This is a genomic window from Litorimonas haliclonae (assembly GCF_965138505.1).
Classification (GTDB): Bacteria; Pseudomonadota; Alphaproteobacteria; order Caulobacterales; family Maricaulaceae; genus Litorimonas; species Litorimonas haliclonae.
In genome coordinates this window covers 558994-580258 of the sequence record NZ_CBCSCO010000001.1, presented here as the reverse complement: position 1 = coordinate 580258, position 21265 = coordinate 558994, and the positions used below count along the sequence as shown (strand labels likewise).

19 protein-coding genes are annotated in these 21265 nt (G+C 49.6%); 10 read left to right on the top strand and 9 right to left on the bottom strand.

What is annotated here, in order from left to right:
• The first annotated feature begins 4 nt into the window (after nucleotides 1-4).
• The 3 genes from ACNA05_RS02575 to ACNA05_RS02565 are packed head-to-tail and all read left to right on the top strand — an operon-like array spanning nucleotide 5 to nucleotide 4937.
• Entirely contained in the window at nucleotides 5-1762 is a 1758-nt protein-coding gene (locus ACNA05_RS02575) for a sodium:solute symporter family protein (RefSeq protein ID WP_415809814.1), read from the top strand.
• Nucleotides 1755-3713, top strand: coding sequence for an acetate--CoA ligase (acs, locus tag ACNA05_RS02570; protein WP_415809813.1), 1959 nt, complete (start codon nucleotides 1755-1757; stop codon nucleotides 3711-3713). The genes ACNA05_RS02575 and acs overlap by 8 nt, the downstream gene beginning before the upstream one ends.
• A 3-nt stretch (nucleotides 3714-3716) precedes the next feature.
• A complete protein-coding gene (locus tag ACNA05_RS02565) occupies nucleotides 3717-4937 on the top strand; it encodes an NAD(P)/FAD-dependent oxidoreductase (protein ID WP_415809812.1) in 1221 nt (406 codons plus the stop codon).
• Nucleotides 4938-4961: 24 nt separating this feature from the next.
• Here ACNA05_RS02565 and ACNA05_RS02560 read toward each other — a convergent pair whose 3' ends face one another.
• On the bottom strand, nucleotides 4962-6584 hold the full coding sequence (locus ACNA05_RS02560) for an alpha-D-glucose phosphate-specific phosphoglucomutase (protein WP_415809811.1): 1623 nt from the start codon (nucleotides 6582-6584) through the stop codon (nucleotides 4962-4964).
• Between the two features lie 186 nt (nucleotides 6585-6770).
• Between ACNA05_RS02560 and ACNA05_RS02555 the strand changes: the two genes are divergently transcribed.
• On the top strand, nucleotides 6771-7520 hold the full coding sequence (locus ACNA05_RS02555) for a Crp/Fnr family transcriptional regulator (RefSeq protein ID WP_415809810.1): 750 nt from the start codon (nucleotides 6771-6773) through the stop codon (nucleotides 7518-7520).
• Nucleotides 7521-7555: 35 nt separating this feature from the next.
• On the opposite strand, the gene ACNA05_RS02550 is transcribed toward ACNA05_RS02555, so the two are convergent.
• From ACNA05_RS02550 to ACNA05_RS02540, 3 genes are read right to left on the bottom strand one after another with little or no spacing between them, the layout of a single operon-like run.
• Nucleotides 7556-8137, bottom strand: a complete 582-nt coding sequence (locus ACNA05_RS02550; RefSeq protein ID WP_415809809.1) for a MotE family protein — start codon at nucleotides 8135-8137, stop codon at nucleotides 7556-7558.
• On the bottom strand, nucleotides 8134-8886 hold the full coding sequence (locus ACNA05_RS02545) for a hypothetical protein (protein ID WP_415809808.1): 753 nt from the start codon (nucleotides 8884-8886) through the stop codon (nucleotides 8134-8136). The genes ACNA05_RS02550 and ACNA05_RS02545 overlap by 4 nt, the downstream gene beginning before the upstream one ends.
• Before the next feature lie 8 nt (nucleotides 8887-8894).
• A complete protein-coding gene (locus ACNA05_RS02540) occupies nucleotides 8895-9434 on the bottom strand; it encodes a flagellar basal body-associated FliL family protein (RefSeq protein WP_415809807.1) in 540 nt (179 codons plus the stop codon).
• 141 nt (nucleotides 9435-9575) lie between these two features.
• Between ACNA05_RS02540 and fliF the strand changes: the two genes are divergently transcribed.
• Genes fliF through ACNA05_RS02515 form a run of 5 tightly spaced genes read left to right on the top strand, consistent with a single transcriptional unit; the run spans nucleotide 9576 to nucleotide 14164 of the window.
• The gene (gene fliF / locus ACNA05_RS02535) at nucleotides 9576-11171 is read left to right on the top strand and encodes a flagellar basal-body MS-ring/collar protein FliF (protein WP_415809806.1); all 1596 of its coding nucleotides are present in this window, start codon (nucleotides 9576-9578) and stop codon (nucleotides 11169-11171) included.
• Nucleotides 11171-11872, top strand: coding sequence for a FliH/SctL family protein (locus ACNA05_RS02530; protein WP_415809805.1), 702 nt, complete (start codon nucleotides 11171-11173; stop codon nucleotides 11870-11872). The genes fliF and ACNA05_RS02530 overlap by 1 nt, the downstream gene beginning before the upstream one ends.
• On the top strand, nucleotides 11869-12213 hold the full coding sequence (locus tag ACNA05_RS02525; protein ID WP_415809804.1) for a FliM/FliN family flagellar motor switch protein: 345 nt from the start codon (nucleotides 11869-11871) through the stop codon (nucleotides 12211-12213). The genes ACNA05_RS02530 and ACNA05_RS02525 overlap by 4 nt, the downstream gene beginning before the upstream one ends.
• Nucleotides 12214-12224: 11 nt before the next feature.
• Nucleotides 12225-13049, top strand: a complete 825-nt coding sequence (gene fliP, locus ACNA05_RS02520; protein WP_415810106.1) for a flagellar type III secretion system pore protein FliP — start codon at nucleotides 12225-12227, stop codon at nucleotides 13047-13049.
• Complete coding sequence (locus ACNA05_RS02515) at nucleotides 13049-14164, top strand: FliG C-terminal domain-containing protein (RefSeq protein ID WP_415809803.1); 1116 nt, start codon at nucleotides 13049-13051, stop codon at nucleotides 14162-14164. Before fliP ends, ACNA05_RS02515 begins: the two co-directional genes overlap by 1 nt.
• A 63-nt stretch (nucleotides 14165-14227) precedes the next feature.
• On the opposite strand, the gene ACNA05_RS02510 is transcribed toward ACNA05_RS02515, so the two are convergent.
• The 5 genes from ACNA05_RS02510 to ACNA05_RS02490 form a co-directional block, all read right to left on the bottom strand.
• Nucleotides 14228-15340, bottom strand: coding sequence for a flagellar basal body P-ring protein FlgI (locus tag ACNA05_RS02510; protein ID WP_415809802.1), 1113 nt, complete (start codon nucleotides 15338-15340; stop codon nucleotides 14228-14230).
• Between the two features lie 5 nt (nucleotides 15341-15345).
• A complete protein-coding gene (locus tag ACNA05_RS02505; RefSeq protein ID WP_415809801.1) occupies nucleotides 15346-16350 on the bottom strand; it encodes a flagellin in 1005 nt (334 codons plus the stop codon).
• Nucleotides 16351-16358: 8 nt separating this feature from the next.
• Nucleotides 16359-17828 (bottom strand): flagellar hook-associated protein FlgK, encoded by a 1470-nt coding sequence (flgK, locus tag ACNA05_RS02500; protein WP_415809800.1) that lies wholly within the window; start codon nucleotides 17826-17828, stop codon nucleotides 16359-16361.
• Between the two features lie 57 nt (nucleotides 17829-17885).
• Nucleotides 17886-19178 carry a flagellar hook protein FlgE gene (locus ACNA05_RS02495; RefSeq protein WP_415809799.1) on the bottom strand — a complete coding sequence of 431 codons (1293 nt, stop codon included), beginning with the start codon at nucleotides 19176-19178 and terminating at the stop codon, nucleotides 17886-17888.
• 105 nt (nucleotides 19179-19283) lie between these two features.
• Entirely contained in the window at nucleotides 19284-20069 is a 786-nt protein-coding gene (locus ACNA05_RS02490; RefSeq protein ID WP_415809798.1) for a flagellar motor protein MotB, read from the bottom strand.
• A gap of 153 nt (nucleotides 20070-20222) precedes the next feature.
• Here ACNA05_RS02490 and ACNA05_RS02485 point away from each other — a divergent pair, with 153 nt between their 5' ends.
• The gene (locus ACNA05_RS02485) at nucleotides 20223-21194 is read left to right on the top strand and encodes a flagellar motor switch protein FliM (RefSeq protein WP_415809797.1); all 972 of its coding nucleotides are present in this window, start codon (nucleotides 20223-20225) and stop codon (nucleotides 21192-21194) included.
• Nucleotides 21195-21265 lie beyond the last annotated feature (71 nt).

The following is a 21265-nucleotide window of genomic DNA, read 5'->3' as shown; positions in this document are numbered from 1 at the left end:
GATCATGGATCAGACCCTCTGGACCTATTTCTTCGTCATCCTGACCTTCGGGATTTACATTGGCATTGCGGTGTGGGCTCGGGCTGGCTCCACCGATGAGTTTTATGTGGCCGGACATGACGTTCACCCTGCCCTGAATGGCATGGCCACGGGCGCGGACTGGATGAGCGCGGCGAGCTTCTTGTCTATGGCCGGATTAATTGCTTTTCTCGGCTATGGCGGCTCAGTTTATTTAATGGGGTGGACAGGCGGCTATGTCCTGTTGGCGCTCTTGCTTGCGCCCTATTTGCGGGAGTTCGGCAAGTTCACCGTGCCCGATTTCGTTGGCGATCGGTATTACTCGAAACTAGCCCGCGTCATTGCGGTTATCTGCGCGCTCATGGTAAGCTTTACTTATATCGCCGGGCAGATGAAAGGCGTCGGTGTGGCGTTCTCCGGCTTCCTCGGCGTCGATTTTAATCTCGGTATCTTTATCGGATCCGCGATTGTGTTCGTCTATGCCGTTTGGGGCGGCATGAAGGGCATCACCTATACGCAAGTCGCGCAATATGTTGTGATGATATTCGCCTATACCGTACCGGCGATTTTTATTTCGCTTATCATCACTGGAAGCGTCGTTCCGCAATTAGGCTTCATCGGAAATGCTGTGGGAACAGATGTGTCCATGTTGGACAAGCTAAATACTGTTCTGACGGATCTGGGCTTTATTGAATATACCTCGACAAATAAATCCAAGATTGATGTCTTTTGTATCACGGCGGCGCTTATGTTTGGCACAGCTGGTCTTCCGCATGTGATTATACGGTTTTTTACGGTCAACTCCGCAAAGGCGGCACGAAAATCTGCTGGGTGGGCACTCGTCTTCATTGCTTTGCTCTACACAACGGCTCCGGCTGTCGGAGCTTTTGCGCGAATGAATTTTGTCGAGACAGTGAATGAAGCGACCTATATTGAGGACGGCGAGGACTATGAGGCGCGGGCGGCAGAGATTAAATCCGAGGGCGGTAAGCCTGTTCCGGCGTGGTATAAGGACTGGGAGAAAACGGGGCTCTTATCTTTTGAAGATAAAAACCAAGACGGTATTATGCAGTATCGCGGGCCGAATGCACCGGACGGCCTTGATAATGAAGTAGACCCGAACCGCGATATTTTCGTCTTGGCAAATCCGCAAATTGCGCAGTTGCCGGGATGGGTGATTGGTTTGGTGGTGGCCGGAGGGCTGGCCGCCGCTCTCTCCACCGCTGCGGGGCTGTTAATGGTCATCAGCTCTGCCGTGTCGCATGATCTTTTGAAGCGGACCTTCACGCCCGATATGACCGAGAAACAGGAAATGCTCGCAGCTAGACTCGCGGCGGCTGCCGCAGTTGTAGCGGCGGGATTGATCGGGGCTTTTGCGTCGAGCCTGCCCTTCGTGGCGCAGGTGGTCGCCTTTGCCTTTGGAATTGCGGCCGCTTCGCTCTTTCCAATCATCTTTTTGGGGATTTTCTGGAAACGCATGAATCGTGAAGGCGCGATTGCAGCGATGTTGACGGGTCTGATTTCAACTGTGTCTTATATTAGTTATTTCAAGTTCATGGGCGGAACGGAGGCTGCATGGTGGTTCGGCATTTCGCCTGAAGGCATTGGATTTGCCTTTATGTGGGTGTCTTTGGCTGTCAGCGTGATTGTCTCCCTCGTGACAGCGCCGCCGCCGCTTGCTATCCAAACCCTCGTAGATGACATCCGTATTCCCGGCACCGTGAAGGACAAAGTTTATGAGTGACGACGTTAAGACCTATCCCGTTCCAACTGATTTTAGTCGAAAAGCCAATATAGGGCCGGAGCAATACGGGTCTATGTATGCCGCGTCGATTGCTGACCCTGAAAGCTTTTGGGGCGAAATGGGACAGCGTTTGGACTGGATGAAGCCTTATACAAAGGTCAAAAGCGTCAATTGGGACAAAGCTAATCTGTCCATAAAATGGTATGAGGACGGTGTGCTGAACGTCACGTCCAACTGTCTTGACCGGCATTTGAAAACGCGCGGCGATAAGCCAGCCATTATATGGGAAGGCGATGAGCCGTCCGACAGCAAAACTTTTAATTTTAAAGAAGTTCACTTAGAGGTCTGCCGTCTTGCCAATGTGCTGAAAGATCTAGGCGTGAAAAAAGGCGATCGGGTGACGCTTTTTATGCCAATGATCCCCGAAGCTGGGTTCGCCATGCTCGCTTGCGCCCGTATCGGCGCGGTGCATTCAGTCGTATTTGGCGGCTTCTCTCCTGAGGCTTTAGCCGGACGCATAACCGATTGTGACAGTACGGTTGTCGTCACCGCTGACGAGGGTGTGAGAGGCTCTAAGTCCATTCCGCTGAAAGCCAATTGCGACGCGGCGTGCGAGATTGCCGCCAAAGCTGGCAAACCTGTCTCTAAGGTTTTATGTGTCCGACGGACGGACGGTGACGTGAACTGGGACAATGGCCGCGATGTCTGGCTGCATGAAGCGGTGAAAAACGTTTCCGACGACTGCCCGCCGGAGCCGATGAATGCCGAAGATCCGCTTTTTATTCTCTACACGTCTGGATCGACAGGTAAGCCGAAGGGCGTGCTCCATACGACGGGCGGCTATCTCGTCTGGGCGGCCATGACACATGAATATGTTTTCGATTTAAAAGAAGACGATGTCTATTGGTGCACGGCGGATGTCGGCTGGGTGACGGGGCACACTTATATAATCTACGGGCCGCTTGCCAACGGCGCGACGACAGTGATGTTTGAGGGCGTGCCGACCTATCCGGATGCGTCCCGTTTCTGGCAAGTTTGCGACAAGCATAAAGTCTCGCTCTTTTATACCGCGCCGACGGCTATCCGCGCGCTGATGCGCGAAGGCGATGGCCCGGTGAAAGCCACAGATCGCAGCTCTCTCAGGGTTCTGGGCACGGTGGGCGAGCCGATTAATCCTGAAGCCTGGGAGTGGTATTTTCACGTAGTGGGCGAGGGGCGCTGTCCCATCGTCGATACGTGGTGGCAAACTGAAACGGGCGGCGCGATGATTGTCCCGCTTCCGGGAACGACGCCGATGAAGCCAGGGTCCGCGACATTGCCCTATTTTGGAATTGAGCCCGCTCTCGTTGATGCGAACGGTCAGGAGTTGGAAGGTGAAGCCGAAGGAAACCTAATTATCAAACAAAGCTGGCCGGGCCAAATGCGGACGGTTTACGGAGACCATCAGCGCTTTATCGACACCTATTTCTCGGCCTATCCCGGGAGCTATTTTACAGGCGATGGATGCAAACGGGACGCGGACGGATTTTACTGGATAACGGGCCGGGTGGATGACGTAATTAATGTCTCCGGCCACCGAATGGGAACCGCTGAAGTGGAGAGCGCGCTCGTCTCTCACGCGGCCGTGGCCGAAGCGGCTGTCGTTGGGTATCCGCATAATATTAAGGGGCAGGGCATCTATGCCTATGTGACTTGCACATCTGGAATAGAGCCGGATAAGGCCTTGCGAAAAGAGCTGGTAAAACATGTTCGCTCTGAAATCGGTCCGATTGCCGCGCCGGACCTTATTCATTTTGCGCCGGGCCTTCCCAAAACGCGGTCAGGTAAAATTATGCGCCGTATCCTACGCAAAATAGCAGGGGATCAATTTGATAATTTAGGCGATACTTCAACCCTTGCTGACCCGGAAGTCGTTGATGACCTCATCGAGAATAGAATGAACAAAGCCTAATTCATGACCGAAAAATGTATTATTATCGGGGCCAGCCATGCGGCGGCTCAACTGTGTGTTTCCTTGCGTCAAGGCGGCTGGGACGGTTCCATTACCGTTATAGGCGACGAAGATGATTTACCCTATCACCGTCCGCCTCTTTCGAAAGCCTTTTTATCTGGCGACAAAACGATGAGCGACATTCTTATCCGCCCTGCTGAGATTTATGAGGAAGCTAATATCGACTTAAAACTCGGCGTCAGGGTTGGGGCCATTGACCGTGAAAAGAAATCCGTTCTAACAGATGATGGCGATATTTACCCTTATGACAAACTTGTTTTGGCAACGGGCGCTCGGGTCAGAAATTTACCCGTTCCTGGTGAGGATATAAAAGGGGTCTATTATCTTCGGGATACAAAAGATGTCTTGGCAATCAAATCTCAAGTCGCTCCGGGACGACGCGCGGTTATAATTGGCGGAGGCTATATCGGTCTTGAAACAGGAGCCTCTCTAAAGAAACAAGGCATGGAGGTGACTATCCTCGAAGCTATGCCGCGTATTCTTCAGCGCGTGACCGCGCCAGAGCTATCCCGTTTCTATAAACGGGTGCATCAAGAAGAGGGCGTCAATATTCTGGAAGGCGTAGTCGCGTCGGCGATTTCAAAATCAAATGGCAGGTTGAATGTGTCTACCTCTTGTCAGCAGAATTTTGACGCTGACATGGTAATTATCGGCATTGGCGTGATACCGAATATGGAACTTGCTGAAATGTCAGGACTAACGGTTGGCAATGGCGTCGAAGTCAATGCGTTTTGCCAGACATCTGATCTTGATATTTACGCGGCAGGAGATGTGACTTGGCATTTTAATCCAATTTATGAACGTCACGTCCGACTCGAATCCGTTCCAAATGCGACAGAACAAGCAAAAATTGTGGCCGCGCACATAAACGGCCAACCTAAACCTTATAACAGCCTGCCTTGGTTTTGGTCGGACCAGTTTGATTTGAAATTGCAAATTGCCGGTCTGTCAGATGGCTATGACGACCTCATCATTCGCGGCGATATCAAAAACTCCCGGGAATTTGCTGCCTTTTATTTTAACGGCGCTAAGCTTCTCGCTGTCGATGCGGTGAACTCGCCTCGAGAATTTATGCTGGGCCGAATGATTTTGGGAAAAGGGAAAACCTTAGATAAAAAAGCGATTGCAGATGAAAGCGCAGATTTAAAAACGGCCGTCATCTGAAACCAAATTGTTCTGGAAAATCGCTTAAGAAATTAGTGAGGGCTCATCTCTGTTCACCGTTGATTTGATCTTCGCAATCTCCTCGGCAATCTCGGCGATGGGCCGCAGCGCGGTTTGCACATCCTGTTTCAAGTCGCCGTCTTTAGGCTCATATTTTTCAAGATAGAGCCTGAGCGTAGCCCCAACAGTGCCGGTCCCGGATAGCCGAATGACAAAGCGGCTCCCACTTTCAAACTCGACCCGAAGGCCTTGATTGTGCGAGACCGAGCCATCCACCGGATCATGATAAGAAAAATTATCCGCTTTTGAGACGGTTTCTTCTTTAAATGTTTTTCCAACAAGGCTTTCCAGCTTTTCGGATAGGCCCAACATGACGGCATCTGCCTTCGCCTTTTCAACCCCTTCATAGTCATGACGCGAGTAGTAATGCCGACCATAGGTGAGCCAGTGATCAGAAATCACATCTCCGACGGATTGATGGCGAGATGCCAAAATATTGAGCCACATAAGTATAGCCCAAAGGCCATCCTTTTCGCGAATGTGATCGGAACTGGCTCCGGCGCTTTCTTCTCCGCAAAGCGCAATTCGGCCTGCATCCAACAGATTGCCGAAGAACTTCCATCCTGTGGGAGTCTCGAAATGCTCGATGCCTAAATCCTTGGCGACGATATCGACGGCGCGGCTGGTGGGCATGGAACGTGCGACGCCGGGAATACCATTTTCATATCCCGGCACATCCGTCGCATTTGCGGCCAGTACGGCGATGCTGTCTGAGGGGGAAATATAAATATTGGGGCCAAGCACAATATTTCGGTCACCATCCCCGTCAGAGGCGGCCCCGAAAAACGGCGCGTTTTCTGAAAACATGGTGTCAAAAAGCTCTTTGGCATAGACCGGATTGGGATCCGGGTGTCCGCCCCCAAAGTCCGGTTGAGGTGTGCCGTTTATAACGCTGCCTTCCGGCAGGCCAAGCCGCTCACAGAAAATGGCAGTGGCGTAAGGCCCAGTGACGGCGTGCATAGCGTCAAAGCAAATTTGCTTGCCCCCCAAGAGGTTTTTAATGGCGTCAAAATCAAATATATCTTCCATCATCGTCAGATAGTCTGCGACAGGGTCTATGATTTTAACGGTCATTTCTCCTAAATGTGTTTCCCCAATATCTGACAGATTAATGTCGCTCTCTTTGACGATTTTGTATTGGTCGATGTGTCGGGTACGCTCGAATATTGCGTCGGTGACGGATTCCGGCGCGGGCCCGCCATTATCGCCGTTAAATTTGATACCAAAATCACCTTCTGGCCCTCCCGGATTATGGCTGGCCGAGAGCACTATCCCACCAGCGGCCTCATTCAGGCGGATCAAATTTGAGACAGCCGGGGTAGAGAAAAGTCCGTTCTGCCCGACAATTGTTTGGGCGACCCCATTGGCCGAAGCTATGCGTAGGATTATCTGTATTGCGACGTCATTATAAAATCGGCCATCACCGCCAACAATTAGGGTTCCGCCTCTAAGTTCGGGAACAGAGTCAAAAATAGATTGAACGAAGTTTTCAAGATAATTGGGCTGCTGAAAAACGCTGACTTTCTTCCTTAAACCCGACGTGCCAGGTTTTTGTCCATCAAAGGGCGTGGTATTAACCTCAATCATTCTATTATTCCTTTCGCGCTATTTCATAGCTCGACACATCACTTTTAAAATCGTGACAGGTTCTCGTGCCTAGCTCGACTTTAATTTTCAAGTTCACAATCCCGTTAGAGTGATAAACTTTAACAGTCAGATTGGAACGAAGTTCTCTTTAAAAGGGTTTAACTCTTATAATAACAGGAGAATTTTGTGCTTAATGGCTTTGGGAAACATGTTTTAGAATCGAAGAGTGTTCTAAGCGACGCTTCCAAAGAGTATATTGACAGTATTGATATGCGGCAGAACAGCTTTATGGAAGGCGAGATTGTTTATAATGCGGGCGACTCTGTCAACTATGTACATATTGTTCAGCAGGGTTGGCTGACGTCATTAAATGTGTTGGCCAATGGGGGGCGGCAACTCTTAAACTTTTACACTCCTAATGATCTGGTTGGATTGGAGTTTCTCAGTAGTAAAGAAACGCCAAGCACTCTTAAGGCTCTATCTGCCTCGACTTTAGTATCCGTCCAGAGGGACGACTTTGTTAAAATTATGCGTGAATCGCCTAGTTTAATGGAACATTTTCTTTTAATCGTCGGCCTTCAGGACGTCATAATGCAGGAACGTATTTGTTCTATGAGCCGAATGGATGCGAAGCATAAGATTGTTTATTTCCTGCTGCTTCTCAAAAGTAAGGTCGATGTGAAGACACAAGAAGAGAGCCAAAGCTTATTTCTTCCTCTTACACAATATGAGATTGCTGACTCACTGGGGCTGACAAATGTGACCGTCAGCAAAGTTATGAGTGAGCTAGAGCGCTCCGGCTATATTCAATATAAACGCCAGCGGATTGAGTTTCTAAACTCTGTGGATTTGACGAAAATGGTCGATTTCAAGGATCGATACGCTCAATTTAGCAAAAGACTTCGCGGTCGAGACAATATCGCAACAGCTGCCTGAGGCAGCGGTTTTGTCTTAGGCATGCCGCGTTAGGATTATTGACGCCAATCCGCGCCGCGATTGGCTATAATCAGGCTGATTTGATAGGATTTTCGAGCGCTCATTTCCGACATAATAAGCCCGGCTTGAGTGCTATCCATCTGGCGCAAAAATCCTGCGGCAAACCCTGGATCCATACTATCGAATATTTCCGCCGCCTTTTTAGGCTTCATGGTTTTATACATTTCGACCAGATGCAAAATATCGTCTTCTGCCACCTTTTCCATTTTATCAATTTGATTTTGAATGGTTTTCTGCGTCACTTCCAGACTATCGACATCTTTCTGGACTTTCGTTTCAAGCGCTTTGAGAGCTGTTTCACGCTTAGCTATTTCAATTTGCCGGCTATTTAAAGCGCTGCGCTCATTCATCAGCGTTTCAGCCACGGCCCCTGTGAGACAGACGGACTCACTCTCAATATTACCTTCCTCAGCGGATATCTGCGTGTCGGAAGTTGTTGATTTCGGTTTAGCAATATCTGTTTTAACATCCGCAGACGCCAAAGACAGGTTGCCAGCCTGGATCAGGAAAATCACTCCGAAACTTACGGCGATTATAGGGAGAACCTTTTTGGTCATGCGCGAGCTTGTTTAAGCCGGGACAATAGACCGGATTTTTTGATGCCGGCTTTTTCAGCCAAATCTTCCATCTCATCGAAAAGCTCCTGCATAGAGTTTTTCGCCATTTCCGGTGTCAGCATCTCTGATTGGGTATCGGCGGACGTTTGAATGGGGGAAAGCGGAGTGTCAGGGACGACGGTATCGGCGTCATTATTGGGCTGTGCTTGTTTATGAACCAGATCAACTTGCTGAACTTTATTCTGTTCTGTTTCCGCTGCGAGCCTTGGAGCGTCAATAGAAACCACATTGGAGGAGGGCTTTCCAATCAGGTCGTCTCTATAACGTTCGATGTCGGTTACTACTTTTAGCAAGTTAGACGCTGTCGTCTGGGCTTTCATGACGCTATTTGGAAGAGTGGTTGTAATCTTTTCTTCCAAGGCCGCATCGAGGGAACGAGCGGGTTTTAAGCGGCGTTCGGCGTCGATAGTAACGGCTTCCAACTGAGTGGAAAGCGTCTCGGCCTTTTCAATAAGGCCTCTTAACATCTTAACCGATTCAACGGTGGACGCCTGAGCTTTTTGAGCCGCATTATTGGTATTATGAATGGCTTCTGTCAGTGAAACGATTGACGCGCCAACTCCGCTTTTGAGGTTGTTTAACCCTTTGAGGCGGCGATTGAGCAATATGCAGTAGACGCAGGCGAGACCGGAAACAAAGAGAAGTATGACGTCTTGGACCAAGGCCATATTGAGAGGTATCTGAGACATAAATTCCATTATCTTATCAGAAAGTCAGTTATCAAAACGCCTGCGACCTTCTCCTGCCCTAGAACAAGTCTGGACCGGCGGAGGAGTTGAGCCCGTAATTGGGGGAGGAATGCCGGATCTTGCAATTCAGCGACTTCTACAGCTCTCAGATATCCCATAAAGGCATCCCGGAGGCGTAATTCGTTTGGATTAACCTCTTCGTAAAACTGCTTTGGAACTTCCAGAGCGAGGCTCATCCGTAAAATATTCTTATCATCGCGGATGGAGACCACAAATTCGTCCATTTCAACGATTTCTAGATTGGTCGGCATGAAGTCGTGTAGATCGGTGCTTTCAGAGGCCTCAGCGCCATGAGCGCTGGACGGCGCACTCGTTTCAGCGGCTGGGAGCAGGAAAACAGTTCCAAAAGACACAGCGGCAAGAATCAGAGGAGTTAGAACGACGCCGACGAGCCCGCCTTTTTTCTTAGCGTCCGCAGCCGGAATGGAATCAGCATTGGCCGATTCAGCATTTTCTGCCACTTCCTGCTTGTTTTTAGTCTCAGCCACTCGCTTGTTTCCTACATGCACCGTTAAGGTTTCTCTTAAAAAACACACAGAAGTAAACTGTCTGTTAATTATATTCGTTAATATCTGAAAAAGCATGAGATGCGCCGAATTGGTAAACAGGATTTTTCCCAAGGCAACAGGATGAACATCATAAATGTGTGGCGGGGGCTACCGTTACAAAAGCAGATTATTTCTATTGGGAGCGTGTTAGCGACACTGGCTCTCATTTTTACGTTGATGTCTGTGACCCTCAAACCAAAAATGGATTTACTTTACTCGGGTCTTGATTCGGCGACCGCCGGAGACGTGATCGCCAAGCTCGATAATCTGAATGCGAAATATGATGTCAGAGGAAATGCGATCTACACTGAAAGCTCCCGCCGTGATTCATTACGCCTAGAACTGGCCAGAGAAGGTCTGCCGAAACAATCTATTGTCGGCTATGAATTATTTGACACGATGAACAGTTTCGCCATGTCGTCTGAGATGTTTGACGCGACCTATTGGCGGGCCAAGGAAGGGGAGCTAACCCGAACTATCCTGTCCATGCAGAACATCCGCGCCGCTCGAGTGCATCTTGGAACGCAAAAAGCCACTGGGTTTCGAAAAGGGCCAAAGGCGACAACGGCCTCTGTGACAGTCTCAACATCTAGCGGGCTGAATAGTGAACAGTCCAAGGCCATCCAGTATTTAACCGCTTTGTCAATTGTGGGCCTGAACCCAGATGACGTTGCCGTCATTGATACGGTCAGAGGGTTGATCTCCGGCCCTGGTCTGAACGATCAATCCGAAATGGCCGGGAACGGAGAGATTGAACGCGCGGCGAAATTAAAATCGAATCTTTTATCCCTGCTTGAGGCCCGTGTCGGCGCTGGGAATGCCCGCGTGAATGTCTCTTTGGATATCGACCATACGCGGGAAAGCCTTACTGAGCGCAGTTTTGACCCTGAAGGCCGCGTGCTTAAATCGCAGACGACTTCTGAGGTGTCTAATTCGAGTAATGGGACAAGCGGAGCGGTAACGGTTGCCAGTAACCTCCCTGAAGGCGCAGGCGCGGGCGGTAACAATCAATCTGAAACCAATGAAATCAGTGAAACAGTCACTTATGAGGTGTCGGAAATTCTTAGAAACCGTGAAATCACCCCCGGCGCCATTAAGCGTATGACTGTTGCGGTTCTAGTCAGCGATGAACAAGTCGTCGCCGAAGACGGCACGGTCACACAAGAACCTCGCTCAGCCGAGGAAATGTCAGTGTTGACAGATCTTGTTGCGGCGGCGTCAGGCCTCAATGAGGAGCGGGGCGATGTTCTTACAATTAAGTCCCTTGCCTTTAACCGCCCTGTGGAAACAGACCTGATCGAGAGACCGGGCCTATGGGCGCAATTTAAAGATCAATATCTCTGGAGCACGGTGCAGTCACTTATTCTCGGTGTAGTTGCTCTCATTCTGGGCTTGTTTGTTGTAAAACCTCTTTTGACACGGGATCCTAATTCATCAGGAGAGGCTGTTCCTGGCTTGCTCCCAATGTCGCTAAAAGGCGACGCGCCGGGCTTGCCGGATGGACAAACTGATCAGAGCCAAGGTTTGATTGCCGCAAATGCAGCGCCTTTAGGGATTGAAGGGCCCACGTCGTCTGACCCTATTGATATGCTCAATAATAAAGCAAACGAGCAGATTGACGACGCAGCAAGCCTTTTGGCAAACTGGTTAAGCGCTGATACATCGGAGGCGAGTTAATGGCTGCGCATTTTGCCGCTCAGTCTATTGTGAGGCGACAGGCTGACGCGGGTCCCGCGACTGAAGAGAGTTCCGCGGTTTTTCCGGATATGGCTTTATTTCATCCCGGCGGAGAAGGTCTTACATCAGGACGCAGCAGAGCCTCCCAGCAGGCGGACTATAAAGCGGGCTTCGACGCAGGAAAAGCTGAAGCCGCTCAAATGTATGAGCAAACCATTCGAGTGATGGAAGACGCTTTGCAGGCCTTGAAGTCCTCTATTGGACAATTGAAACAAGATGTTGAAACCAGCCATGGGGAGGTTGTGAAACAATGTTTGCATGCGCTTTTGCCCGATTTGGCCCAGCAAATCTTACGGCAGGAAATAGAAAATGTTCTAACTGAAGCGGCTAAATCCCATGCGGCTTCCGAACTCCTCGTTTCGGTTCATCCAGAAAATGATATTGGAAAAAGCTTTTTGCTGAAATCTTTTGAGAAATCCATCTCTGTCGTTGAAAACGCGGATTTAGATATCAGCGCGGTTCACTTCTCTTGGGGAAGTTCCACATCTGAAATAGATCCCATTAAAACCGCGCAGACCTGTCTTACTCTCTTAGGGGTGAGCCAGGATCAGGAGCTGACCCATAGAAAAAATAAGGACGAAGCGCTGGGAGAGGAATTACCCAGCTCTGAATATAGTCAATCATTGCAGGACGCCTCATGACAGACAAAAATCAAGCTCCGAAAGATAAAGGCGAAGCTGAAATCCCTATGGCCGAACGCCGTGATGACCAGGCGGGGGCGACCTATAAGCGCTCTATTTACGCCCTGCCGGTTACGGTGCAGGTTGTTATTGGAACGGCCCGGCCTACGATCGCAGAATTGCTCAAGCTGAAAAAAGATTCGGTTTTAGAAATGGATAAGTCCATCAATGACCCTGTTGATGTCTGTATTGACAACCGCGTTATTGCGAGAGGGGAATTGATCGAAACAGATGTGGCGACCGGCGAAATCGGTCTGAAAATTACGGAGATAGTCGATATCTCCGAAGATATGCTGTCCTGACGTCAATCGTGATCTCTGCTAGATTACAACCCTACTTCACGCCTCGCAGAATTCTGGCTCTGTTGGTGGCTCTGGCTTTGCTTGTCATTGTGCCTGCCATTGCTGCCGGTCAAACCCCGACCCCTCAATCACCTCCTGACATTGCAGATTCTATTGGGGAACTTTTAGATAATAATGCGGAAGGTCAGGACGGAGCCGTCGGATTAGATGCCCGGGTTATCCAACTCTTCCTGATTGTGACTGTGTTGAGCCTGGCTCCAGGTCTGGCGATGATGATTACCTGCCTGCCGTTTATGGTCATAGTGTTTTCCTTTTTACGGCAAGCGCTTGGCTTGCAGCAGTCGCCGCCAAATATGATGATTATGGGGCTAGCCATGTTCCTGACTTTCTTTGTTATGGAACCCGTATTTACGACCTCTTGGGATGAAGGATTGTCGCCCTATATGGACGGCATGATTACCGAGCAGCAGGCTATTGATCGGACGCTCACCCCGTTTCGAAGCTTTATGGAGGCGAGGGTCGAAGCGGATACGATAGAGCGTTTGGCCGCCACCATGCCAGAGCGTAACTACGACTTATCAAGCGAGCCTCCCCTTCCGCTCCTTGTGACTTCATTTATGCTCTCCGAGATAAAGCAGGCCTTTCAGATCGGGTTTGTTATCTTTATGCCATTTCTCATTATTGACCTCTTGGTCGCCTCTATTTTGATGGCGATGGGGATGATGATGGTTCCGCCAGCTGTGGTTTCTCTGCCGTTCAAACTCGCCTTTTTTGTGATGGCGGATGGGTGGCTTAAGATTACTGAAGCCCTGCTTAGAGGATATGGAGTCGCTTGATGTTGAACGGTGATGCAGTATCGGCCCGTGATTACAATTCGGGATCTGATCATGCAAGAGGAGCAGGGCGAAACAATGCTCGCCCCCCGCAGATTGATCATTTAAGCCTACCGCAGAGAGCTGCTATAATTCTGGTTTCTATGGGGCCGGAATTTGCCGCCCCGATTGCTGAGAAACTCTCTGACGCGCATCTGCGCAAATTTGTCGAAGCTCTTAAGCAACTCCACGAAGTTCCCCGTTCTGATATGCTTGCCGTTGTGGCGGATTTCGTCGTAAAAATGAATGGGCGAAAAAATACGATGATGGCGGGGCCCGAACGCGCCATGGAGATGGCTGAAAAGGTTTTGGATACGGACAGGCTGAAACGATTGACCGTGACGTCCGCAGCCCCTGTTTCAAGCGGAATGGAGAGTGATGTTTGGGGCGCTCTGTCGGCCAAACCTGTCGAGCAAATTATTGAATTCCTCTTGGCACAGAAGAACGAAATCTCAGCCTTTATTATTTCCAAATTACCGACAGGCCTTGCGGGAGAAATTTTATCAACAGTTTCTGATGATATGTCCGTGACTTATGTAAAGATATTGTCCGAAGACCGGGTCGTCGCACCTTTTGCGCAGCGCGCTATTGAAAAACTGATCCGTAAGAAGTGTCTGGATGTCGTGGTTGAATCGACGAATGATGCGGCCATCATTTATACGGCCGAACTCTTATCCATGGTGTCCAAGAGTAAGCGGGACAAATTGATGGATGACCTTGAAGCAGCTGATAAAGAACGGGCCAAGGCAATACGTAAAAGTATGCTTACTTTTGAAGACCTGCCAGTTCGACTTCCGACAACGGCCATCCAGATTATTTTTAAGGATTATCCCAAAGAAGATTTACTGTTGGCCCTGAAAGCCGGCGAAACTGAATCTGCTGAATGCGTCGAATTTCTTTTTGCAAATATCTCGCAGCGTATGGCGGAGCGGATGAAAGAAGAAATTGAGGAACTGCCGGACTTAACGGATACAGAGTCTGATAAAGCCATAAACGGCTTCATGAGCTTTGTAACCAGTCTAGAAAGATCCGAGAAAATCGTTCTGGTGAGAGCGCCTGTCGAAGACGACTCCGCTTAAGAATCTGGGTTTCAGTTCCGACTTCTTATTTTAACAATTGTGAAAAGTTCAAAAGACTTGTTCCTATTGTAGAACAAGTTCGGCGTGCAAGGCGCCGGCCGTTTTAATGGTCTTTAGGATATCAATCATCTCCCGAGGGGAAACGCCGAGGGCGTTGAGTCCGGCCACCAGGTCAGGCAAAGTAACGTTATCTTCGAGAATTGCAATATTTCCTGGTTCGCCGTCACGAACAGAAATATCTGTGCGGGGCAAAACAATAGTATCTCCAAATCCAAATGGGTTGGGCTGCGAAGCGACAGGGGTTTCCGAAATTGTAATTGACAAATTGCCCTGCGCAATCGCGACTGAGGAGACTTTTACGTCTTGGCCAAGCACGATTGTGCCGGAACGTTTATCCACCACGACACGCGCTTTCTGTGCCGGCTGTAACGTTAAATTTTCAATTCGGCCCATTAACCGAGCCGGTGAAACGCCAACCTGAGATAAATCCAGTTCGACCGTGCCGGAGTCGAGAAGGAGCGCGTATTTCCCGCCCAAGCTCGTATTAATTTTGGATTCCAGACGCTCGGCCGTCGTGAAGTCAGGTGAACGCAAAGCTAAGCGGATGCTCTTCATCTTACCGAAATCGAAATTGATTTCCCGTTCTATACGGGCGCCATTAGGGATGGTACCGGATGTCGGGACGCCTTCGGTGATAGAGGCGCTTTCCCCTTCGGCTTGGAAGCCGCTGATTAGAACGCTGCCTTGAGCGAGCGCGTAAACTTCGCCGTCCGCCGCATTAAGGGGCGTCATAACGAGCATTCCACCTGCCAGGCTCTTGGCATCACCGATAGATGAGACGTTAATATCGATTTTAGATCCCAGCCGACCAAAAGGGGGCAGAGATGCCGTAACTAAAACGGCTGCGACGTTATTCGGACGGAAATCACTGCCCTGAATATTTACGCCGAGGCGCTCCAAGATATTTGAGAGGGCTTCTTCCGTATAAGGGGAATTTCGGATGGTATCTCCGGTGCCGTCCAGACCTATGACGAGGCCATATCCTACCAGATCATTGCTCCTAACGCCTTCAACATCAACAATGTCTTTAATTTTAACACTCGCTTCAGCGGTGACGGGAAAAAGTATTGTTGCCGCCAGAAACAGACCCAACAATGAATGTAAAAAAGAGCGCATAGATATCACAGATAGTTCGTTAGGGTAAGGTTGGAGAGGCGAGCCGTAATCGCATAAGAGGCTTCTAGCTGCACTTGTAGCTGTTGAAGCTCCGCCGCGGCTTCATATTGATCGCGTCCGAAAAGATTTTGAAACGCAGTAGATAGGGCTATCGCTTCGCTTTCATTCTGCTTGCTGGCGGTTTCCAAACTTTGATTGAGGATACCAATTTCAGCTTCCAGCTTAACCAAGCCGTTTGTGGCCTGCGTGATGGATGAGGCGCCATTGGTGACGAGGGTATTAAATGACTCTTTATCTCCTGCGGGGAGAGCATTCTTTGCCGTTGCCATGATCGCCAAACCCTTCAGTACATCTTTGATGCTTTCATGAGAGCCTGAGACAGGAACCTGAAGGCTGCGGCCATTGCCGATGGGTAATAGCGGGGCGTTACCGTCGCCGCCTTGATAGATACGGGTTTCGAAGTCGCCGCCGTCGCTAAAATAATCATCGATAGCCGTTAAGGCAGAAGCCGTGTCGGGCGCACTGGAAATTAACCCTTCGATATCGGAAAGCAGAACATCCGCATCTTCAAATGTTGGCGCATCAGTTTGATCGCCGGAAAAAAGGTTTCGCTCGCCATGCCTTACGGAAAGGGCGCTCATAATGTTTTCGATGCTCGCCCGCGCTTCGCTGATAATGGCGTCTGTGCCAAAGACATTTTCAGCATGAAGGGCAATGATGGCCCGGCTGTCGATATTATCTATTGTTTCAAGAGTATTTGTGAGAGCGCCGGAAACCAAGTTTAACCGAGATTTTGAGAGCGTGTTGATTTGTTGCGATTGTTCAATATCGCTTTGAGCTTTTTTCAATAGATGAGCTTGCCCCAAATCCCCTTTGGTGGCGGCGGTCATGTCCGCTTTTAATCCTGTCACGGCTTCTTCGGAGGCTGTTTGAAGCCGATCTCTGATTTGCGCAGTCGTGCGATTGCGCCGCGTATAGGACAAGAGATCGGGATAGCTGCTGACTTGCATATCGTATCCTAAAGCTGCATCAGACGATCAAGCATATCGCCAATGGTCTGAATGACCCGGGCATTAGCGGCGTAAGCCTGCTCGATTACCAATAGGTTCTGTAATTCGGCATCTGTATCAACTGCGGATTGGCTTAGTTCTGTGTCACTAAGGATATCCCGTCGTGCCGTCGTGCTGGCATTGATGGATTCATGTCGCAGAGTTTGTTCGCCGATTTGAGAGGTGAACCCAGCAGTTGCTCCCATGACAGAGAACTGTCCTTGCAATTTGGTTCCAGCGGGCGCGTTTTGAGGCGCATTCATCGCGTCAAGCATGGCCGTAATAATTGACGTGTTTCCGGTGTTGCCAGGCGTCGTAGCACCGAGGCCGTCTCTAAGGCGCGACACATCTCCGCCGGCATTAGGATTAATAGAGCTGTTAAGGCTAAATCGAGAGGCTGCCCCGGATAGGTTCACCGGATCAAAGGCTGCCCCATTATCCGTGAATATACCTGGCGCGCCTGCTGCTTTGGTCGGATCCAATGCGTCGTCTGAAAAACGGGTAATCAAATCTGCTGCTAATCCATCAAGTGAATCAGAAAAGTCAGTGGCGACAGAGTCTCTTATAGCAAATTCGCCGGCCAAGCTGCCGGATTGAAGTGCGTGGCGGCCATCTGTTCCGGGCGTTAATTCCTGTTCTCCGACAAAGAGCCCAGAAAGACGGCTACCCGTTTCGCCAAAGCGATCTGTTTCTGTAATGACGCCGGCGCGTTCAAAGGAGAGCTCTTTCACCGTACCGGACAGTAAATAAACGCCGGAGCTCGTCAGAATATCGACTTGACCGTTATCCCGAGGAATATCTTTAATAGGAATGATTTCAGAGATTTCGTTAATGAGCCTTTGGCGTTCATCTTCTAAGGCGGCGCCTTCGCCGCTGAGCTCATTCAGCCCGCTAATTTGTGTGTTGAGTTCCTGCAAGCGATAGAGGGAGTCGTTCACCTTCTGCACAGACCGATTTATATTGCTGTCAGCCGTCTCCCGCATAGAAGATACAATGTGGGACAAAGCGTTGAATTGGTGCGCCGTCTCATTAGCGGCGGAAAAGACAGCGTTCTGAAGCGCAGCTGATTCAGGCGTGGCCTCAAGACTTTTCAAGGACGCTTCAAAGTTTTCTAGCGTGGCGAAAAGGCCGTATCCGTCGCCGGGGCTTCCGAGTTCGGTATTTAAGGTTTGATAGGCTTGGGCAATGACCGAAGAGCGTCCAGCCGCTGAATCAGCGTCGCGCCTAAGGCGGCTAATTGCCATGTCCTGAGCGCGCTCGATAGCCGATACGCGAACGCCATTTCCTTGGCTGCCGGAAACATTTTCAGACGTAATGACATTTCGCCGGACATAGCCCGGCGTGGATGCATTCGCAATATTGGAGGCCGCAACATCTGCCCGACGACTGCTGCTCGCAAGGCCCGAATTGGCACTGGATAAAGCTTGCGTTAAAGACATTTAGGCGTCCTGATTAAGATTCAAAGCAGACATAACCACGATTATCAATGGCTATCTCTATCGCTTGAGATTGGTCGTTTCCTGCAACATTTCGTCAACCGTCTGAATAATCTTGGCGTTTGAAGAATAAGCGCGCTGCGTTTCGATCAGGTTGGTCAGTTCCGACGCAATATCCGTATTGGATTCCATTAAGGCGTAACCGGCGAGGTTCCCGGTTGGGCCGTCTCCGGCGTCCCAAAGGTAAACATCGCCGCTGTCAGAGGAGGTTGTGTAAGCCTGGTTACCCAAAGCTTCCAATCCATTTGCATTTGGGACATCCGCGACAGGAACCTGAAAGATTGTTCGGCGAAAGCCGGTATTATATACAGCTTCCAAGAAACCTTCTGGCGTTACCTCAACAGATTGAAGGTCACCAACAGGCGAGCCGTCTTTGTTGACGTCATAAGGAGAGAAGCTGGTTCCTAACTGCGTTAAGCCGGACGTACCATTTGGACGACCGATAAAGGCGTTCATGGGACCGCCTTCTACGGCAAACGCAAGTTCGCCGGTGGCCGCATCATAAGTAGCGCCAGCGCCGGCAGTAACAGAAGCAATTGAACCGCCATTTGTATTGCCGTTAAAAGTTACTCCGAAAGACGCGACCGGAACGGTTGGGTCACCGGCGCTATCTGTGACAGTTACATTCCAGCTATTCGGGGCGGCTCCGACCGATGTATCGGGTTCAAATGTTAATGAAAGGGATTGCCCAAGACCTAAGGCATCATAGTAATCTATAGGTAGGACGTAAGGATCAGTTGCGCCGCTAACATCGGCAGGTAGGTTTACGCCGAGATTAAGGTTACGCGTAGGTTCAGCACTGAACTGTCCAATGCTTGTGTTGACAGGTTGCAGGCCTGCTGTAGTGCCTCGGCTTGCGTTCTCAACATTGCCAGCTGCATCAGTAGGCCATCCTAGAAGGTACAGGCCGCTTGTTGTGCGAAGGAACCCATCTTCATCTGCAGAAAACCCGCCTGTTGGCACCATCATGAAATCACGTTCGCCGCCATTTTGGGAGACACCTGCAAAATTGGTGACAGGGATCATACCGTTGCCGTCGATAGCAATATCTAGAGAGCGACCTGTAGAAATAAGGGAGCCTGTGCTCGTAACGTCTTTGTAATTAGTTGCTCGTACGCCGCCGGCCGAGTAGCTGGATTGGCCTTGATCGATGACTAGACTTGAAAAATCAACATCGCTTCTTTTGTAGCCGTAAGTGGCGGAGTTAGCGATATTGTCCGAGATCGTTGCCAAGCGTGTCGCATTGACGTTTAGACCCATGACCCCTGCATTTAGGGAAGAAGATATAGTCATTCGTTCAATCCTTGAAGTAAATGTATGTGCTTCAAAGTTAGACGGGCGCGGTTAATAAAGTGTGTAAAGGGGGCTGCGCTTCAGAAAGCGAAAGGATTCAGGCGTTTAGCCATGTAAAATAGTGATGGATATTCGCCTGTTCTGCGGAGAATACGGATCGTCTGATAAGGGAGCTGTCGAGGACTTCCCAGAGACCTCCGAAATTTGTTCAAGCGGAAAGCCGTGTTGGGACAATAATTTACGCGCAGTATTTGCCCGGTCGGTGGAAAGATCCCAGTTCGAATATCCAGAGCTCCCCTTAAAGCTAAAACTGTCTGTGTGGCCCACAATTTTAATGTCATTCGCAATCGAGTTAAAAGACTCCGCTACAATCTGAGTGAGTCGCGACAAAACCGGGGAGGGACTGGCGCTGCCGGATCTAAAGAGAGGTTCTTCGCGTTGATCCGTCAATTCGATGACTAGTCCTTCTGGACTCATCTTTATTTGCATGTGCGCGGCGAGGCCGTTTTCTTCTGCGGCTAAGGCTTTGTTCAATGACTCTACCTGCTTATCTATGTCTGATACATCCTGTTTGGCAGCTTTTTCAGGAGCTTTTTTGTCAGCTCCAGTGCCATTTTTTGCGATTGTGTAATCTGCAAAAATTGAATCCCCTTGAAGGGCGTCTGAGCCTCCTCCGGATACAGCAGCCAATGGAATGCTGGGATTAAAGTAATCGGCAATCCCTTTGCGCTGCTCTTCGGTTGTGGCATTCAAAAGCCACATCAGAAGAAAGAACGCCATCATCGCCGTTACGAAATCTGCATATGCAACTTTCCAAGCTCCGCCATGATGCCCTTCAGCCGCATATACCTTCTTCTTCCTGATGATTATCGGGCGCGGCGCGTCACTCATTATTTATAAACCCATTTTCGTGTTGGGACAAAATGTGACAGGAAAGTCTAAGTTTCGAGGTAAGAAACACGGTTAAAATTCGCTTAAAAATTAAGAGAATTGCAAGGGTTGGATATCTATTCAGGGCGGGTACACTTGAACACCGAGACTATAATGAGCGTATTACGCAAAAAATTGATGACCCAATCTGTTGTCACTGACATCAAAGATGCGGATGTGGCTTATGTCTGGGAGGACACAACGGAAGGGTGTTTAAGTCTTCTGGAAGAGTTGACCCCAGACCTGACCTGGACAGTAAGTGATTTGACAACGACAGGAATAATTCGGGAGGAGCTTGCCAAAGCGCTCCCCGAAGACGGTCTCTATGCAGGGTTAGGCCGAGATGAAAAAGTTACTGAAAGCCTATTCCTGTTTGACACGACATTAGCCGCGATCCTCAACAAAAGCGGAATCGACGGACGGATAAGCGATCTATCGGGCTTGAAAGACCATTCCGTTTCAGAGCTGGATCTGTTTTTAATGGAACCTCTTATCACGTTTTTGAAAAAAGACCTCGTGAAAATGTTGGGCGCGGCTGAAGAAGGCAAGGGTCAGGAAGATCAAACTAAGCCGCAGACAAATCGTTTAGAGTTTCAAAAAGAAGAAACAGAACTGACAGCTTTTATGATGTCGGACGAGCACAAAAGCTGGCGCCGGATTGAAATGAGCTTTCAGGCTCAATTGGCAGAGGGCGAAGACGCGCAACCGGTTTCTCTAAGTATCATATTGCCTCAAAGCTTTTTGGAGGAAACTCTCGAGGCCGCTCACATTGAGAATGAAACGGCCGACGACGTTCTCTTGCCGGAAAACGCGAAGTTTTTGGGACGGCACATTGATAAAAGCGTTACGTCCGTCAGAGCTGTGCTTGACAGTTTTCAAATGTCAGTTGCAGATTGCACCCGGTTGGAGATCGGTCAGATTCTACCGCTTCCCGGAGTCTCATTGGAAAATATAAGTCTTGAAGTCGAAATGCGTAATCAGCGTCTTGCCGTTGCCAATGGTTTATTGGGGATTCATAAAACCCGGCGCGCTGTGAAACTTAGCGAAGACATATCCGATGAATTTCGCAGTGATGTTGTCTGCTGACAATAAAAATGTGCTTAAAGCTTCGTCAAGTGCGTAATCAGAACATTCTTAAAGAATAGGTAATATTTGGG

What these genes read in the sequence shown, in the direction of transcription:
- ACNA05_RS02575 (WP_415809814.1), top strand. Translation starts at nt 5, where the DNA reads ATGGATCAGACCCTCTGGACCTATTTCTTCGTCATCCTGACCTTCGGG.
- acs (WP_415809813.1), top strand. Translation starts at nt 1,755, where the DNA reads ATGAGTGACGACGTTAAGACCTATCCCGTTCCAACTGATTTTAGTCGA.
- ACNA05_RS02565 (WP_415809812.1), top strand. Translation starts at nt 3,717, where the DNA reads ATGACCGAAAAATGTATTATTATCGGGGCCAGCCATGCGGCGGCTCAA.
- ACNA05_RS02560 (WP_415809811.1), bottom strand. Translation starts at nt 6,584, where the DNA reads ATGATTGAGGTTAATACCACGCCCTTTGATGGACAAAAACCTGGCACG.
- ACNA05_RS02550 (WP_415809809.1), bottom strand. Translation starts at nt 8,137, where the DNA reads ATGACCAAAAAGGTTCTCCCTATAATCGCCGTAAGTTTCGGAGTGATT.
- ACNA05_RS02545 (WP_415809808.1), bottom strand. Translation starts at nt 8,886, where the DNA reads ATGTCTCAGATACCTCTCAATATGGCCTTGGTCCAAGACGTCATACTT.
- fliF (WP_415809806.1), top strand. Translation starts at nt 9,576, where the DNA reads ATGAACATCATAAATGTGTGGCGGGGGCTACCGTTACAAAAGCAGATT.
- ACNA05_RS02530 (WP_415809805.1), top strand. Translation starts at nt 11,171, where the DNA reads ATGGCTGCGCATTTTGCCGCTCAGTCTATTGTGAGGCGACAGGCTGAC.
- ACNA05_RS02525 (WP_415809804.1), top strand. Translation starts at nt 11,869, where the DNA reads ATGACAGACAAAAATCAAGCTCCGAAAGATAAAGGCGAAGCTGAAATC.
- ACNA05_RS02515 (WP_415809803.1), top strand. Translation starts at nt 13,049, where the DNA reads ATGTTGAACGGTGATGCAGTATCGGCCCGTGATTACAATTCGGGATCT.
- ACNA05_RS02510 (WP_415809802.1), bottom strand. Translation starts at nt 15,340, where the DNA reads ATGCGCTCTTTTTTACATTCATTGTTGGGTCTGTTTCTGGCGGCAACA.
- ACNA05_RS02505 (WP_415809801.1), bottom strand. Translation starts at nt 16,350, where the DNA reads ATGCAAGTCAGCAGCTATCCCGATCTCTTGTCCTATACGCGGCGCAAT.
- flgK (WP_415809800.1), bottom strand. Translation starts at nt 17,828, where the DNA reads ATGTCTTTAACGCAAGCTTTATCCAGTGCCAATTCGGGCCTTGCGAGC.
- ACNA05_RS02495 (WP_415809799.1), bottom strand. Translation starts at nt 19,178, where the DNA reads ATGACTATATCTTCTTCCCTAAATGCAGGGGTCATGGGTCTAAACGTC.
- ACNA05_RS02490 (WP_415809798.1), bottom strand. Translation starts at nt 20,069, where the DNA reads ATGAGTGACGCGCCGCGCCCGATAATCATCAGGAAGAAGAAGGTATAT.
- ACNA05_RS02485 (WP_415809797.1), top strand. Translation starts at nt 20,223, where the DNA reads ATGAGCGTATTACGCAAAAAATTGATGACCCAATCTGTTGTCACTGAC.